At 69.2% G+C, this 14,750-nt stretch carries 16 protein-coding genes and 1 pseudogene; 11 read left to right on the top strand and 6 right to left on the bottom strand.

Going from position 1 to position 14,750, the window contains the following annotated elements; translation table 11 throughout:
• Both ACFYML_RS14570 and ACFYML_RS14565 read left to right on the top strand, forming a co-directional pair.
• A pseudogene (locus ACFYML_RS14570) lies at positions 1 to 84 on the top strand (transposase); the annotation flags it as partial.
• 144 nt (positions 85 to 228) lie between these two features.
• Positions 229 to 522 carry a hypothetical protein gene (locus tag ACFYML_RS14565; protein WP_387421058.1) on the top strand — a complete coding sequence of 98 codons (294 nt, stop codon included), beginning with the start codon at positions 229 to 231 and terminating at the stop codon, positions 520 to 522.
• Positions 523 to 544: 22 nt separating this feature from the next.
• Here the strand turns inward: ACFYML_RS14565 and ACFYML_RS14560 are convergent, their stop codons facing one another.
• Complete coding sequence (locus ACFYML_RS14560) at positions 545 to 1,111, bottom strand: hypothetical protein (RefSeq protein ID WP_387421057.1); 567 nt, start codon at positions 1,109 to 1,111, stop codon at positions 545 to 547.
• Between the two features lie 136 nt (positions 1,112 to 1,247).
• On the opposite strand from ACFYML_RS14560, the gene ACFYML_RS14555 reads away from it, so the two are divergent.
• On the top strand, positions 1,248 to 1,556 hold the full coding sequence (locus ACFYML_RS14555; RefSeq protein ID WP_387421056.1) for a hypothetical protein: 309 nt from the start codon (positions 1,248 to 1,250) through the stop codon (positions 1,554 to 1,556).
• 301 nt (positions 1,557 to 1,857) lie between these two features.
• Here ACFYML_RS14555 and ACFYML_RS14550 read toward each other — a convergent pair whose 3' ends face one another.
• Complete coding sequence (locus ACFYML_RS14550) at positions 1,858 to 2,865, bottom strand: aldo/keto reductase (RefSeq protein ID WP_387421055.1); 1,008 nt, start codon at positions 2,863 to 2,865, stop codon at positions 1,858 to 1,860.
• 393 nt (positions 2,866 to 3,258) lie between these two features.
• On the opposite strand from ACFYML_RS14550, the gene ACFYML_RS14545 reads away from it, so the two are divergent.
• From ACFYML_RS14545 to ACFYML_RS14515, 7 genes are read left to right on the top strand one after another with little or no spacing between them, the layout of a single operon-like run.
• The gene (locus tag ACFYML_RS14545) at positions 3,259 to 4,269 is read left to right on the top strand and encodes a LacI family DNA-binding transcriptional regulator (RefSeq protein WP_387421054.1); all 1,011 of its coding nucleotides are present in this window, start codon (positions 3,259 to 3,261) and stop codon (positions 4,267 to 4,269) included.
• 48 nt (positions 4,270 to 4,317) lie between these two features.
• Positions 4,318 to 5,619, top strand: coding sequence for an ABC transporter substrate-binding protein (locus tag ACFYML_RS14540; RefSeq protein WP_387421053.1), 1,302 nt, complete (start codon positions 4,318 to 4,320; stop codon positions 5,617 to 5,619).
• Positions 5,616 to 6,527 carry a carbohydrate ABC transporter permease gene (locus ACFYML_RS14535; RefSeq protein ID WP_387421052.1) on the top strand — a complete coding sequence of 304 codons (912 nt, stop codon included), beginning with the start codon at positions 5,616 to 5,618 and terminating at the stop codon, positions 6,525 to 6,527. Before ACFYML_RS14540 ends, ACFYML_RS14535 begins: the two co-directional genes overlap by 4 nt.
• 1 nt (position 6,528) lies before the next feature.
• Positions 6,529 to 7,389 carry a carbohydrate ABC transporter permease gene (locus ACFYML_RS14530; protein ID WP_387421051.1) on the top strand — a complete coding sequence of 287 codons (861 nt, stop codon included), beginning with the start codon at positions 6,529 to 6,531 and terminating at the stop codon, positions 7,387 to 7,389.
• Positions 7,389 to 8,288: a dihydrodipicolinate synthase family protein gene (locus ACFYML_RS14525; RefSeq protein ID WP_387421050.1), complete on the top strand. Its 900-nt coding sequence runs from the start codon at positions 7,389 to 7,391 to the stop codon at positions 8,286 to 8,288. The genes ACFYML_RS14530 and ACFYML_RS14525 overlap by 1 nt, the downstream gene beginning before the upstream one ends.
• A complete protein-coding gene (locus ACFYML_RS14520) occupies positions 8,288 to 9,307 on the top strand; it encodes a nucleoside hydrolase (RefSeq protein ID WP_387421049.1) in 1,020 nt (339 codons plus the stop codon). Before ACFYML_RS14525 ends, ACFYML_RS14520 begins: the two co-directional genes overlap by 1 nt.
• A complete protein-coding gene (locus ACFYML_RS14515; RefSeq protein ID WP_387421048.1) occupies positions 9,300 to 10,229 on the top strand; it encodes a ribokinase in 930 nt (309 codons plus the stop codon). The genes ACFYML_RS14520 and ACFYML_RS14515 overlap by 8 nt, the downstream gene beginning before the upstream one ends.
• 440 nt (positions 10,230 to 10,669) lie before the next feature.
• Here the strand turns inward: ACFYML_RS14515 and ACFYML_RS14510 are convergent, their stop codons facing one another.
• Complete coding sequence (locus tag ACFYML_RS14510; protein ID WP_387421047.1) at positions 10,670 to 10,876, bottom strand: recombinase family protein; 207 nt, start codon at positions 10,874 to 10,876, stop codon at positions 10,670 to 10,672.
• A 491-nt stretch (positions 10,877 to 11,367) separates the two neighbouring features.
• On the opposite strand from ACFYML_RS14510, the gene ACFYML_RS14505 reads away from it, so the two are divergent.
• Entirely contained in the window at positions 11,368 to 11,709 is a 342-nt protein-coding gene (locus tag ACFYML_RS14505; protein WP_387421046.1) for a hypothetical protein, read from the top strand.
• 127 nt (positions 11,710 to 11,836) lie between these two features.
• On the opposite strand, the gene ACFYML_RS14500 is transcribed toward ACFYML_RS14505, so the two are convergent.
• The 3 genes from ACFYML_RS14500 to ACFYML_RS14490 form a co-directional block, all read right to left on the bottom strand.
• Positions 11,837 to 12,418, bottom strand: coding sequence for a dihydrofolate reductase family protein (locus ACFYML_RS14500; protein ID WP_387421045.1), 582 nt, complete (start codon positions 12,416 to 12,418; stop codon positions 11,837 to 11,839).
• 66 nt (positions 12,419 to 12,484) lie between these two features.
• Positions 12,485 to 13,324, bottom strand: coding sequence for a helix-turn-helix domain-containing protein (locus ACFYML_RS14495; protein WP_387421044.1), 840 nt, complete (start codon positions 13,322 to 13,324; stop codon positions 12,485 to 12,487).
• Between the two features lie 218 nt (positions 13,325 to 13,542).
• Positions 13,543 to 14,652: a sensor histidine kinase gene (locus ACFYML_RS14490; RefSeq protein ID WP_387421043.1), complete on the bottom strand. Its 1,110-nt coding sequence runs from the start codon at positions 14,650 to 14,652 to the stop codon at positions 13,543 to 13,545.
• Between the last annotated feature and the right edge of the window lie 98 nt (positions 14,653 to 14,750).

Below are 14,750 nucleotides of genomic sequence, written 5' to 3'. Positions count from 1 at the left end.
CGCAACCAACGCGCCAAACCCAAAACCGCATTCGCCACGGGATCCAAGATCCGCCACCCGGATTACCCGTTCAAGGCTGCATGACGGGGCACTAGGCGCCGGGCTCGGGCTGGAGCGGCCAGCGCCGCGCTGGCGGAGACCCGGACCGGCTCACAGCGTGAGGCGCATGTATAGGTGGCAATCTTGTTGGGCCTTCCTCGCTGGACGCCAACGACGCAGCCCGCGTAGGTGACCACATGGCTGGCGCGGCAGGACCCCAAGGGTCTGGCGTTGCATGGTCCGACTGGTCACCTGTTCGCCCGCGGCATTGCCGAGATACCCGCTGCGTGGACAACCGCGTCCATGGTGCACCGCGCGATCGTCGCCTATGGAATTAGCCCGGGCATGATCACCAACCCGTCGAGCCCATACGGGCTCGACGGCTCGCTCGGGCGCGACGCGACGGAGGTGTCGCCGCCGCATGGGTGCCGCTGCTCGGCTGCCGAGGATGTTCGGGCGAGCCATACAAGGTTGACGATGTGAGGTGCATTTGCGCGAGAATGCTTCAGGTGAGACTTTGGCTACGGGCGATGGTGCTCGGAGCGGCGGCGGCAGGGGCATCCCTTGTCGCTGACGCCGCCCACGCCGATCCGACCCCGCTGCCAAACAGTCCCGTGGTGGACACCAGCGTCACCGTACGGCCGGAGGTCGTCGAAACGCTGTTATCCGAGGTGGTCAAGGCACCGCCGACCAGCGGGCGGGAGCTGCAGTCCATCGAGCAGCCGGCCGTCACGCCAAGCGGCACGACGACGCCCGCCACCCGGCCCTCGTCCACAGCCCCTACCCCAGCGGCGTCGGCCTCCGCGCCGCCACGCATCTCGGCATTGCCGCTGCCGCGTTCGGCGACACCCGCGACGCTCTCCCCGTCGCCCAGTGACCCGCCCGGCCCGGCGCAGGCCTCAATGCGGCAGCGGTCCCCGGCGGCCGTAGCCGCCGAAGCTCCGCCACCCGACACTCCCGCGGACCCTGCACCGTGGCTGTGGCTGTCACCGGCGTCCACGCCCGCCGTGGCCAGCGCCGCCGGTGTCGACCTGCCGGGTTCCTGGGCCACACCCGGATCGCCGCTGTCCACGCCATCGCTGTGCCGAGGCGGAACGCTGGCTGCCCTGGACACCCGCGCCGTGAACCGGCCCGTAGAACGTGGCCCTCCACCGCCGCGGCGCCTCCTGATCACCCAGACATGCAGGTGACGTTGATCAGGAGAGATCATGGAGATAGCTGTCATTTGGGTTCCCGCCGACATCGAGCCGCTGGAGCCCGCCCTTTCGGCCTGCTTCTATCACACATGCCAGCACGACTACCGGTTGGCGGGGATCGTCCGGGCGCCATGGGAAACCCTCGAGCAGATGATGATCGACGGGGAGGTGGACGTGGTCGTGATCGCCGATCGGGCACATCTGCCGGCGGACCGGTCACCGCGGGTCGAGGTGGCCGCTGACTTGCCGTCCCACCCGCTGCCCGAGGCTGGGCAGGCCCGGCAGACGGCACGAGGACGATGCCGCCCACACGTCCGCTGACACGGCTCATGCGCCCCGCCCCGTTCGGGCGGGGCGCATCCGTTTGTTCGGGCGTTCTGTCAGGCAGACGAGTGCTGCTCGGCCTGCTTCGGTCACCTGGTCCCTGGGCACCCGCGACACGCCACCCAAGTCGTCGATCCGTTCGGAGGGCCGACGCTGCCGTACGTCCCAACGACCTCTGCAGCTCACGCCGTGAGCCCCCTTGTTCTGCTCCCGGTCGACGGTAGCCCACCCCTAATAGCGGGCCGGCGGGACTTGCGCGAGTTGCCCGCCCGGCGGCGAGCGCGTCCCAGCCGCCGATTCACCGGATGTCGGGCTCGGGTACGGGTGCGTTCTCGGGGAGGAGGCCGGTCGCGCGCAGCCGCCGCCACAGTTGCGGCGGCACGGGATGGGCGAGCAGTGCCGCGCTGTCGGTGACCTCCTGCGGAGATCGGGCGCCGACCAGCACCGCGGCCACCGCGGGGTGCCCGAGCGGGAACTGGATGGCGGCCGCCAGCGGTGGCACATCGTGCTCGGCGCAGATCGCGCGGATCGCGTGTACGCGGTCGAGCAGTGCGGCCGGAACCTCGGCGTATCCGTACGCGGCTCCGGAACGCGGCTCGGCGAGCAACCCCGCCTGGAACACGCCTGCGGCGAGCACCGCGACGCCGCGCCGCGCGCACAGCGGGAGCAGGTCGGCGAGCCCGGACTGGTCCATCAGCGTGTACCGCCCGGCGAGCAGCACGGCGTCCGGGCCCGGTGGCGGCGCTTCGCGCAGGAACCGGGCCGCCACGTCGGCGTGGTTGACGCCGAGCGAGACCGCGTGGATGACGCCGGCCCGCCTGAGGTCGTCCAATGCCCGGTACGCCTCACGCAGGGCCATCGGGTAGTCCTCGTCGGGATCATGGATGTGGAGGACGTCGACCTGATCGAGGCCGAGGCGGTTCAGGCTGTCCTCGACGGAGCGGAGGACCGCCTGGTAGCGGTAGTCCAGCCGGGGGCCGAGGCCCGGCGGCGGATCGGCCCAGATCGCCTGGGTGTCCGGCCCGCCGGGCTCGATGAGTCGGCCCACCTTCGTGCACAGCACGTAGTCTCCGCGCGGGTGGGACCGCAGGGCCCGCCCGGTGCGGACCTCGGAGCGGCCGTAGCCGTAGACCGGTGCGGTGTCGTAGAGGCGGATGCCGACTTCCCAGGCGCGGTCGAGGGTCGCGGCCGCCTGGTCGTCGCTGACGGGCGCGAACAGCCCACCGAGCGACGCCAGGCCGAGACCGAGCCGGCTCACGGCGAGGCCGGTACGCCCGAGCGGGACGATGTCGCCAGCGTTCGTCATGCCCGGGATCATGCCTGGGCGGGGCAGGGTGGGGAACGCGGCGTCTGGTCCTGCCGCCGGCGACCTTGCCGCCCGACCGGGATTGATAACGCTCGGTAGCTGGCGCTGAGTCGAGCGGCATCCAGTTCTGTAGCCGAGAACAGGGCGCCCGATGGTCGGGCAGCTTCGCCCCGGTGGCGGCGGTGGTGGAGGCGGGTGAGCCACGAGCCGGGTCCGTCTCGCCGCGTCGCTCGACAAGACCGGCCGGGTGGACGAGGCGATCGCCGAGTACCGGACGGCGATTGCGGCCGGGCCACATCCTGACGCCAGGGTCTTGACAATCCTTCTGAGCGGGCGAAGGATCCTCGCAACCGGTTGCGCAACCGGTTGCGAGGATCTTGCCAGGAGGACGACGTGACCACCGGTTCACCGCCGACGATCTACGAGGTCGCCCAGGCGGTTGGCGTTTCCGCCTCTACCGTGAGTCGGGTGCTGGCCGGTGCGAACGGCATCGCGCCGAAGACCAAGGCGCGCGTGCTGGCGGCGGCGGATCAGCTGGGCTACCGGCGCAACAGCCTGGCCAGCGATCTGGCCCGCCGAGCGTCGAACACGGTCGCGGTGCTGCTGCCGGACATCTCCAACCCGTTCTTCTCCAGTCTCGTCAAGGAGATCCAGATCCTGGCCGAGCGGTCGGGGTTGGCGGTCCTGCTGTGCAGCACCCGGGACGACGAACGGATCGAGCAGCGAAACCTCGACGTGCTGCTGTCCAAGAAGATCAAACACGTACTGGTGATGGGGCTGCGGGCCGACTCGGGGGAGGTCCAGGCCTACGAGGATGCCGGCCTGCGGTTCATCGCGCTCGACCGGGCGGTTCCGTCCACCCACGCGGTGCGGATCCACTCGGACAACTTCGCCGGCGCGCAGGCGGTGACCGAGCACCTGATCGAGCTGGGACACCGACGGATCGCGCACCTGCGCGGCCCGGAGTTCTGCGACGTCGCACTGGAACGGTACGAGGGTTACCGGGCGGCGCTCAAGGCGCACAAGATCCGCTATGACCGGCGGCTGGTGGTCACCAGCACCTTCGACGAGGCGGGTGGCCGCGCCGGGCTGGACACCCTGCTCCGGCGGGCGTCGCCGTTCACCGCGGTCTTCGCCTCGAACGACCTGATCGCGATCGGCGTGCACTGCGCCGCGCGCGATCACGGCCTGCGGATTCCGCGGGACTTCTCGCTGGCGGGCTTCGACGACGTGCCGGTGGCCTCGTACACCACACCCGGGATCACGACGGTGCGGCAGGACGTACGGGCGATCGCGGCAGCGGCGATGGACGCCGTCCGGTCGAGCTCGGCGACCGGCGCGCGGGAGGTGTGCATTCCAGTACAGCTCCGGATACGGGACTCCACCGCCGCCCCGGCGGCCTGACTCTTCAACAAACCCCTCGGTTCGAGAAATAGGGAGTTGGACACCACCATGAATTGGCGTGCCGGAAAAAAGACCATATATCTGGTCCCATTGCTGGTCGGCCTGACCGCGACGGCGTGCGTCGGTCCCGTCTCCGGCGGCGGCAGCGGGAGCGGGGGTGACGTCACCCTCCAGTTCGTCGGCGGCCAGCCCGACGGCTACTACGACAAGGCGATCGCGGCGTTCGAGCAGGCGAACCCGGGCATCAAGGTGAAGTACGTGTCCAACCCGGCGAGCCAGCTCTCCCAGGTGCTGCAGGCCCGCCTGGGCGGCAAGGACAGCTCAATCGACGCGTTCACCGCCGACGAGCCGAAGATCCCCTCGATGGTCGACCGGGGCTTCCTGCTGCCGCTCGACGACCTGAAGGACGAGGCCAGCAAGCAGGCCAGCGCCGAGGCGGTCCAGGCAACCACCTTCAACAGCAAGCTGTACGCCCTGCCGCTGTGGACGTCCACCATGCTGCTCTACTACAACAAGGACCTGCTGAAGAAGGCCAACATCGCCGAGCCCGCCAACACCGCGGACAAGCGACTCAGCTGGGAACAGCTCACCGCCGACGCCAAGAAGACCCAGGCCGCCGGAGCCCAGTACGGTTTCGCGTTCGAGCAGCCCGGCCGCTACTACCAACTGGAGCCGCTGATCCTGTCGGCGGGCGGCGGCACCGGACTGTCCGGTGACAAGAACCTCACCCCGGCGATCCAGGACCAGGGCTGGAAGAAGGCCCTGACCTTCTACCAGGGCCTGTTCAACCAGGGCATCACCCCCAAGGGCATCCAGTACACCCAGCTGCCCGCGCTCTTCGCCAACGGCAAGATCGCGTACTTCCTGGCGAACACCCCGGCCCTCGCGACCTTCAAGAAGAGCCCCAACCTGAAGTTCGGCATCGCGCCGTCGCCGACCTTCGAAGGCGGCAAGCCGGCCACCCCGACCGACTCGTGGGCCCTCGCCGTCAGCCCGTACTCCAAGCACCAGGCCGAGGCCAAGAAGTTCATCTCGTTCCTGACGCTGAACGACGAGGGCGCCGTGCTCTCCGGTCAGGACATCGCCCGGATCCCGGCCAACAACCACGCGTACGCCGCCTGGGCCAAGCTCATCGACGCCGCCGGGCCCGAACTGGCCGGCACCTCGCAACTGATCGCCGACGAGCTGTCGCAGACCGCGGTGAAGCGCCCCTCCAGCATCGGCTACACCGACTTCGAGAGCGTGGTGAACAAGATGATCGACAACATCGGCAACGGTGCGAACGTGGACACCTCGCTGGCCGAAAGCCAGGCGCAGTTGGTCACCACGCTGGGACGGTTCGGCAAATGACGACGTCCGTCAAACCCGCCGGCGCGCCGCCCAGGCGCGCCGGCGCGCCGGCCCGTCGCAGGCGTCCCGCGAAGATCCGCGGAACCGGCCTGGCCGTGCTCCTGATGCTGGGGCCGGCGCTGGTCGCGATCCTGTTCTTCCGGCTCGTACCAGCGGTCGAGGCCATCCGGACCAGCCTGTCCGACCCGCAGGGGCTCTTCGCCAGCTACGCCCGGGTCTTCGCCGACCCGGCATTCCACGCCTCGATACGGCAGACTCTGTTGTTCACGGTCCTGGTTAATCCGTTCCAGATCCTGCTGGCCCTCGGCCTGGCCGTGCTGCTCACCCAGCGGCTGCCCCTGGTCGGGCTCTGGCGGACGCTGATCTTCCTGCCGGCGGCGCTCCCGCAGGTGGTCAGCGCGATCATCTGGGGCGTGCTGTTCCGCCCGGACGGGCCGCTCAACGCGGTGCTGGGCGCGCTGGGCCTGCCGCACCAACCGTTCCTCACCTCGAAGTTCCAGGCCCTGCCCGGGATCATCATCCTGGTCTCCTGGGTGGGCGTGGGGTACTGGATGATGTTCCTCGTCGCCGGTCTGAAGGACATCCCTGGCGACACGCTGGAGGCGGCGAAGATCGACGGAGCCGGACCGCTCCGCACGTTCTTCCAGGTGACCCTGCCGCAACTCAAGCGGCCGCTGCTGTTCGTGCTGGTGGCCGACACGATCGCCAACTTCCTGGTGTTCGCGCCGGTCGAAACCCTGACCGCCGGCGGCCCGGACCACTCCACGAACCTGATCATGTTCGACATCTACGAACGCGCCTACGTCACCGGTGACCTGCCGGCGGCGTCGGCGGAGACCTTCATCCTGCTGTGCATCATCCTCGCGGTGGTCTCGATCCAGTTCAAACTGCTCCCCTCGGAGGACTGACATGTCGACCGCAGACCAACGTCGGGCGAGGTCGGGAAACCGGCTGAAGCGTGGCGTCCTACTGGCCCTGGCGATCGGCGCGACGCTCTACTCCGTGATTCCCCTGTGGTTCGCGCTGGTCAGTTCGGTGCGCCCGGAAGGGGACATCTTCCGCTACCTCTCCCCGCTGTCGGTCAAGTCGATCTGGCCGACCACGTTGACCGGGTCCAGCTTCCGGACCCTGATGAACACCGGATTCGGCTCGCCCGTGCTGAACTCCGTCATCGTCGCGCTGCTCACCATCGTCATCGGGCTGATCCTCTGCTCCGCTGCCGCCTTCGCGCTCGGCGTGCTGCAGTTCCGGGGGCAGAAGTTCCTGTTCGGGCTCACCCTGGTGGGGTTCCTCATGCCCTTCGACGCGCTGGCGATCCCGCTCAGCCAGGTCCTCTCCGGCGCCGGGTTCCAGAACACCTACGACGGATTGATCCTGCCGGCGGTCGGGAACGGGTTGGCGATCTTCGCACTGCGGCAGTTCTTCCGGAACATCCCGCGTGAGCTGCTCGAGGCCGCGCAGATGGACGGACTCGGCTGGTGGCGGATCCTGTTCCGGATCTACCTGCCGCTCTCCAAGCCCGCCCTGATCAGCGCGGCGCTCATCCTGTTCGTCTTCCAGTGGCACGCATTTCTGTGGCCGCTGCTGATCGCGCCGGACCCGGCGATCCAGGTCGCCCCCGTGGCCATCGCGCAGTTCTCCCAGGAGACGTTCGTGGACTTCGGCGCGATCTTCGCAGGCACCGTCATCACCGCGGCCATCCCGCTCTGCCTGCTGCTCTACGCGCAGAAGTACTTCGTGGCGTCGATCGCCAGAAGCGGAGTGAAGTAATGACACGGCAACAACCCTGGTCGGGTGTCTTCCCGTACCTGCCCACGCCGCTGGAGGCCGACGGCACGGTACGCCGGGCGACGCTGGCCGACATCGTCGAGCGCTGCCTCACCGCCGGCGTGCACGGGCTGACCCCGTTGGGCAGCAGCGGCGAACTGCCCTACCTGACCGGCGACCAGCGGCTGGCAGTGATCGAGGGCACCGTCGCCGCCGCGGCGGGCCGCGTTCCGGTCGTACCCGGGGTCAGCGGTTTCGACACCGCGTCCGTGGTGCGGGACGCGCGCGCCGCGGTGGCCGCCGGCAGCGACGGCATCCTGCTGGTGATCCTCGCCTACTTCCCGCTGCGGCCGGCGGAGATCCTCGGCATGATCGACGCGGTCACCGCCGCCGTGGAGGTGCCGGTGGTGCTGTACCACCACCCGCATCTCACCCACGTCGAGTTCTCCGCGGACGTCATCGCGGCGGCGCACCGCGACCACGGCGTGAACCACGTCAAGGACGCCTCCGGGCGGATCACCAACGTGGCCCGGTGGTTGGACGCCACCTCGGGCGGGATCCGGTACTTCTCCGCGACGGCCGTACCGCCCACCGCCGCCATGTTGTCCGGAGCGTGCGGCTGGATGTCCGGTCCGGCGGCCGCCTTCCCCGCCGAGTCGGTGGAGATCTACGACCTCGCCGTCCGGGGCGAGTGGGCGGCAGCGCAGGCGAGGGAACACCGGCTCGACTCCGCGCTGAACGTGTTCCGCTCCCTCGGGCCCGGCCGCGGCGCCAAGGGACTCTTCGCCGCGCTGGGGATCGACGTGGGGCAGCCCGTCCCGCCGCTCGCGCCGCTCGACTCGGCTGAGGTGGCCCTGATCCGCGATGACCTGACCCGGCTGACGGAGCGGGGGGCGGCGTGATGCCGGAAACCGCGACCGCTCGGCGCCGGATCGTGCTGGACTGCGACACCGGCCTCGACGACACCCTGACACTGATCTTCCTGTCCGGACGGTCCGACGTCGACCTGGTGGCGGTGGGCTCGGTGCACGGCAACGTCTCAGCCGTGCAGGGGGCGCACAACTCGGCCGCCGTGCTCAAGGCCCTCGGTCGCACGGACGTGCCGGTGACCGTCGGTGCCCGGCGGCCACTGGCCCAGCCGGTGCAGTACAGCGCCAAGGTGCACGGCTCCGACGGGCTCGGCGAGATCCCCATCGACCGGGAAGTGCGGGTACGCACCGACATGTCCGCCGCCGAGCAGCTCGTCCAGCTCGCCCGGCGATACCCGGGCGAGCTGGAGATCGTCGCCATCGGGCCGCTCACCAACATCGCGCTGGCGCTCATGATCGAGCCGGAGCTGCCCGACCTGATCGCCGGAATCTCGGTGATGGGCGGCGCGGTGACCGTGCCCGGGAACAACACCCCCTGGGCCGAGTCCAACATCGCGCACGACCCCGAGGCGGCGAGCCTGGTCTTCTCGGCCGGCTGGCGGCGCTGCGTACTGGTCGGGTTGGACGTCACCCTCACCACCTGGCTGCGGCCGACGGAGCTGGCCGCGATCGACGCCCTGGCCACCCCCGGCGGCCGGCTCGCCCAGCAGATCATCCGGAAGTTCTCCGCGTACTTCTCGGTGGCCTACGGGCGGCAGAGCTGTCCCATCCACGACCCGACCGCCGCGATCCTGCTGCTGCACCCCGAGTACGGGGAGTACTCGCGGTGGAGCGTTCAGGTGGAGTTGGCGCGCGGCCTGACCCGGGGTGCGACGGTGGCCGACCGGCGGCCGTTCGTCGCCGGCAAGCCGGCGCCCCCGCATCCGCCGATCGAGGTCGCGACCCGGCTGGACGTGGACCCGCTGCTGGAATCTTTCGTGGCGGGCATCCGGGCCGCCGGCACACCGGGACCGCAGGGGCAACCGATGCAGAACGAGGCGCGTGGTGAGTGACCTCCTGGTCGTGGGGAGCGTCAACCTGGACGAGGTCTATCCGGTGCCGGAGTTGCCGATCCGGGGCGAGACGGTGCTGTCGACCTCGTCGCGCTCGCGGCACTCCGGCGGCAAGGGGGGAAACCAGGCCGTCGCGGCCGCCACCCGGACCGGGGTTACGTTCGTCGGGGCTGTCGGCGACGACGACATCGGCGAGTTCCTGCGGGCGGACCTGGCCGCCGCCGGTGTCGACACCACCCACCTCGTGGTCAAGCCCGCACCGTCGGGGACCGCGGTCGTGCTCGTCGAGCACGGCTCGGGCGACAACTCGATCGTGGTTGACCCGGGCGCGAACCTGCTGCTGGACACCGCCGACGTCCCGCCCGGGCCGCTGGCGGCGGCCCGCGTCGTCCTCCTGCAACTGGAGATCCCGGTGAAAACGGCCCGCGTGGTCGCCGAGCGGGCCGCCGGGCTCGTGGTGCTCAACCCGGCGCCGATGGTCGACGGGGTGGTCGAGCTGCTGGACCACGTCGACGTGCTGGTACCGAACGAGTACGAGCTGCGCAGCCTGCTCCGCCGGGACAACCTGATCGGCCCGGACGAGGCCGCCGCCGCAGTGCGAAAGGCTCCCGGGCGCGGCGACGTGGTCGCGACCTTCGGCGGTGCCGGAGCCTTCGTGTACGAGCGGAGGCGCGACCTCGTCACGCACATCGCCCCGCCGACGGTGCCGGTGCTCGACACCACGGGTGCGGGCGACTGCCTGTGCGGGGTGCTGGCCGCCGAACTCGCGGCCGGTGCAAAGCTGGTCGCGGCGGCGGAGACCGCCGTCTGCGTGGCCAGCCTGTCCACCACCGAGCCGGGGGCCCGGTGGACCCGGCACGTCGACGACGCGGAGCTGGACCGGCTCCGATCCACCGTGCGGCGGACCGTCATCCCAAGGTGACCGGTGCCCGGACCGGGGACAGCTATCAGGTCGTGGCGCGCCTGATCACTCGCCAAAGGACCTCACGCTCCCCGGTACGGCAGAGTGTTCCGGAGCGATGCGCCGGGCCGCCGATAGGTGGCGGCGGCCCGGCCGCCCATCAGGCGCTGAGTGCCATCACGACTACCGCAGCCGGTATGCCTTGATGACGGTGTGGTCGACGGTGGCGTCGTCCGCGTACGCCGCGCTGGCGCGCAGCGACACCTACCCCTGCTTCGGCTGGTGGAGCAGGGCCAAGAAGGCGTCCTTGCCGGTCGTGTCCCGGACAAAGGTTTGGACGGAAGGCCGGGGTCGTTGCCCTCGGCGGTTCACTGCCTGGGGCGGCCCGGTGCAGAAGTCCATCGGACCCCGGTCCTCCGCGCGGTGAAGAGTATCGGCGCCCACTGACACCCGGGTGCCGGTTATGGCGGATTTAATCCGCCAATAAGCTGTCGATCAGCCATAGTCGTTCGCTCATCGAGGATCGCCTGGACCGCGACGAACTGCTCCTCGGTGACCAGCGGCGGGTGGGCGATCTGGTTCGAGACGACCCAGTGCGGGGCAGTGTTCCACCGCTGGACCTGCCGGCGTACGGGTTCTGATGCAGAGTCAGGTACGCAAACATGCACAGCTCAGGGTGCCCGGCGCGGCTATCCTGCGCGGGTCCCCGCCCAGGCGGTAGCCCAGTCGACCGCTCACGTTGCGTTACCGTCGAAGTCTCGCCGCGCTCGGATCGCCAGATCAGTCCGTGTCTCATCCCCTATGCTGACGCTCGACGTCGGCCGGGTTTCGTCAGCTCAAATCGTGGCGGCCGGGAGGAAAGCGAGAGACTGGGACGAGGACATTGGCCAGCTTGGCAAGGGCGAGTCAGGACGCATGCGCTGCGGCGCTACGGCGTTACGGCTTCGTCGCCAAGCGCAGAGGTCTTCTCCTTCAGAGGGGTGCTTCTAGGGCAGCGTCGGGATGGCTGGGACTCAATCTCGCCACGTGGTCGCTACCTCAGGTCCTGCATATCAACCCCGTAGTCGGCGTCAGGCACGACGCCCTGGAAGCCATCCTGGTCTCCACTGCCGGTTGGTCGGCTCCCGTAGCGTGCGTCAGCAGGCCCCTGGGCTACCTGATGCCGCAGAACACTTTTGTCCAGTGGGACTTCTCCGCGACTGGCGATCTGGCGGCGGTAGCGGAGGACCTCACTCATGCAGTCGCGACCTATGGCCAGCCCTTCATCGACCACTGGTCGGACTGGAGCACATTCTCCCGTGAGGTCGCCAGTTCCGATCTCCTCCTCGACAACGTCCGCTTCGTCATGTTGCCGGCTGTAGCCGCAGTCAACGGCGACTACGAGTTTGCGGACTGGCTGATCCGAGGGGAAGTCGAGCGCACGGCAGGCGAGCAGGACGCCTATTCGAAGGGGTATCGCGACTTCGCCGAGAAGTTCCGCAGGACTGTCCTGACGCACTGATCTCGGCACGAGCGCGCACCGATTCCGCAGATCGGGTCGCCAGAGCGGTGCACGGAGCGTGACGATCGCCGGGGAGCCGCAGTTGTCACCGTTCGCAGTGGACTTCTTCGCGTATCCGCTCAGATCGTCAACGGCGCACCCGATAGCGCAGGTGAAGCACCCGGTTGCCCTGAATCACCACGTCAGGATCCTCCAACAGGTGCTGCGCGTGGACCGACCCGAAGTAGCGCTTGCCGGACCCGAACACGACGGGTACGACGTCCATGCGCACCTCGTCGATCAGGCCCGCGGCAAGCACCTGGCCACCGACGTCGCCAGCGGCGACCTCGACCATGCGGTCACCCGCGAGCTCCTGCGCCTTGGCCACGGCTGCCTCGACGCCGTCGACGAAGTGAAACGGCGCCTCGGGGTCCCAGCCATCGGGCGCCGGCCGGTGCGTCACGACGACCACGTGGTCGACCCCGCCCGGAGGCTTCCCGTCCCAGCCGTCCGTCATGTCGAAGACGTGGCGGCCGACGATTGTCGCCCCGATCTGGTCCCAGTACGGCCGGGTGTAGTCGTAGGACGTCTGCGACACCTTCAACTCGCCGCTCTCGTCCAACGGGACGTCACCGCTGGACAACCAGTCGAACAGCGGTCCGGGCTGGTCATTCTCGTCCGCGACGAAGCCGTCCACCGACACCGAGCTGTACATGACCACCTTGCCCACGGGGCTCTCCTCTGCTTTGGCGTGCCCCCAAATTAGCGGGTCGTGAGCCGTCGCTCTTGTAAGAAATCAATCGGCCGGCAGCGGCCAGCTGTCCAGCACGTGGCCGGGATGTTCGCGCAGGAACCGCCGCCGGACTTCGACGTACCGGGTCGGCGTGAGCCCGGTGAACGCCCGGAACTCATGGCCGAAGTGGGCCTGATCGAAGTAGCCTGCGCCACCGGCGAGGTCGCCCCAGTCGATCGGTCCGGCGGGGTCGATCGCGAACACGGTGGCGGCGAACCGGTAGGTGCGGGCCAGCCGCTTCGGCGTGACGCCGATGAGCTCCTTGAACCGCCGTGCCAGATGTGTGCTGCTGACACCGGCTGCCACGCTCAGGTCGCCGATCGCCACCGCCCCGCTGGCCGCCGCGATGACGCTGCTCGTATGGCGGACCAGCCCTAGGCCGGCGGTCTCGCACAGCCGTCGCATTAGCTCCTCCTCAAGCAGCGTCAGCATCTCGTGCGGTCCGTCCGCCGTGGCCAGCCGGTCTCGCAGCTCAGCAATGGTGGGCCGGCCCCAAACCTGCTCCACCGTCACCGGCCGGTCACACAGCTCGGCCGCGGGCATCGGCAGGAACGGCGCCAGCCCCCACGGCTTGAAGTGCACGCCGACGGATCGGGTCCGGAGTGGGTAGCCGAACTCCAACGCGCGGGTGGGCGTCGTGACCACGCAGCCGTCGGCGTACTCGGCCGTCTCGATGTCGGTGCCGGCGCGGATGCGGAACGGCGCCCCGAGGTTGACGATGAGCAACGCCGACGGCATCGGCGGCAGCGTCAGCCGGGCGTACGGCGGCGCACCCCCCAGGTAGTAGAGGTCGTCGATCAGCCCGTCCAGCGGCGGTCGCGGCACTCTGGACACGTACTCCACGCCCACAGCATCGCCGCCACCGTGTTCGCGATCAACCCCGCCGGCATCGCGCGCCGGGATGGTCCGGCCGCGCTGCCGCCAGCATCGAGCCGGCGCCGATCCCGGACGAGAGAGGCGTTCGAGATAGCGGCGTTTTCATCCTGAGTAGTGGCTAGTCTCGACGCGGTGTAGGACGAGGAGCCGTCAACTGCCTGTCGGGTTCGAGATGGCCTGCGGTGTCATCTCACAAATTCCGGTCGTGGGATGAAGGCCTCGATCCGGGTGCCGCGACTTGGCGTGCTGTGTAGGAAGAGTTTGCCGCCGAGCAGTTCGGTCCGTTCGCGCATGGAGGTCAGTCCGCTGCCGCCGGTGGAGCTGCCGTGGTCGGGGTCGAAGCCGACGCCGTCGTCGCTGACCCAGATGCGGATCTCGTGGGGGGCGATGTCGACGTGGCTGAGGATGGTGTGCGCGTGCGAGTGGCGGAAGGCGTTGCGGAGGGCTTCGCGGGCGACCAGGAAAACCTCGGCCAGTACTTCGGCGGGGACCCAGGCTTCGTCGCCGCTCACGGCGAGGTCGACGGTGGCGTTGCCTTCACCCATGACGTCGAGGAAGCCGCGCAGCGCCTGTTCGAGGTTGTCGAACTTAAATTCCAGTCGCAGGTCGGTGGTGACTCCTCGGATTGCTTCGAGGGTTTGCACGCTGGCCTGGTAGGCGACGTTGACCTTGTCGTGTGATCGGTCGCGGTCGGTGTCGGCGTAGGTTTTGGCCAGTTCCAGGTTGCGGGTGACCACGCTGGCCGGCCCGCCGACGCGGTCGTGCAGTTCGCGGGCTGTTCGGCGCCGTTCGGCGAGTTGGGCCTGCTGTACGCGGTCGAGCAGGAGGCCGACGTAGGCCTCGGAGGCCCAGCGGACGCGGGTCATGACACTGCGTTGCAGGGCCTGGGTGGCGGTGCGGATGATGCAGGTGGCGTCCGGGTGGCCGGCGGCGGTCTCGATCACCGCGTCGAGCACCGGTTCGAACAGTTCGGTCGCGGCTCGCAGGGACTCGACCGGGTGCAGGTTGGCCATGGCGCGGGCCGCGTCGGCCTGCCAGGCGAGCGCGATCGCCGTCTCATCGACCTGGACCTGTCCAGTTCGGATGCTCTCGGTGACGTCGGCCAGCACCTGCCGGGCCTGGATAACTGCCTGGTCGAGAAGCGTTTCCTCGACGTCTATCGGCCCGCAGGCCCCGATCAGACGCTTACGGAAAGTGTCCAGAACCGTGTCGTGGTGGGCCTGGAACGCGCTCGCGATCAAGAATCCCGTGGCGAGTCCGCTTGAATCCACCATGGAACGCAGACGGGGGTTCATTACGGAGGCCTCCTCGCGGGGGATGGGGTGGTGCGAGGAAGCCGGAGGGCGGATCGCCCGCCGGCTGATCGATGAAAGACCTTGCAATGATTCCAGGA

The sequence above is a fragment of the Micromonospora sp. NPDC007230 genome (genome assembly GCF_042869115.1).
In the GTDB taxonomy this organism is placed as follows: domain Bacteria; phylum Actinomycetota; class Actinomycetes; order Mycobacteriales; family Micromonosporaceae; genus Micromonospora.
This window is presented reverse-complemented; position numbering and strand designations above follow the sequence as displayed.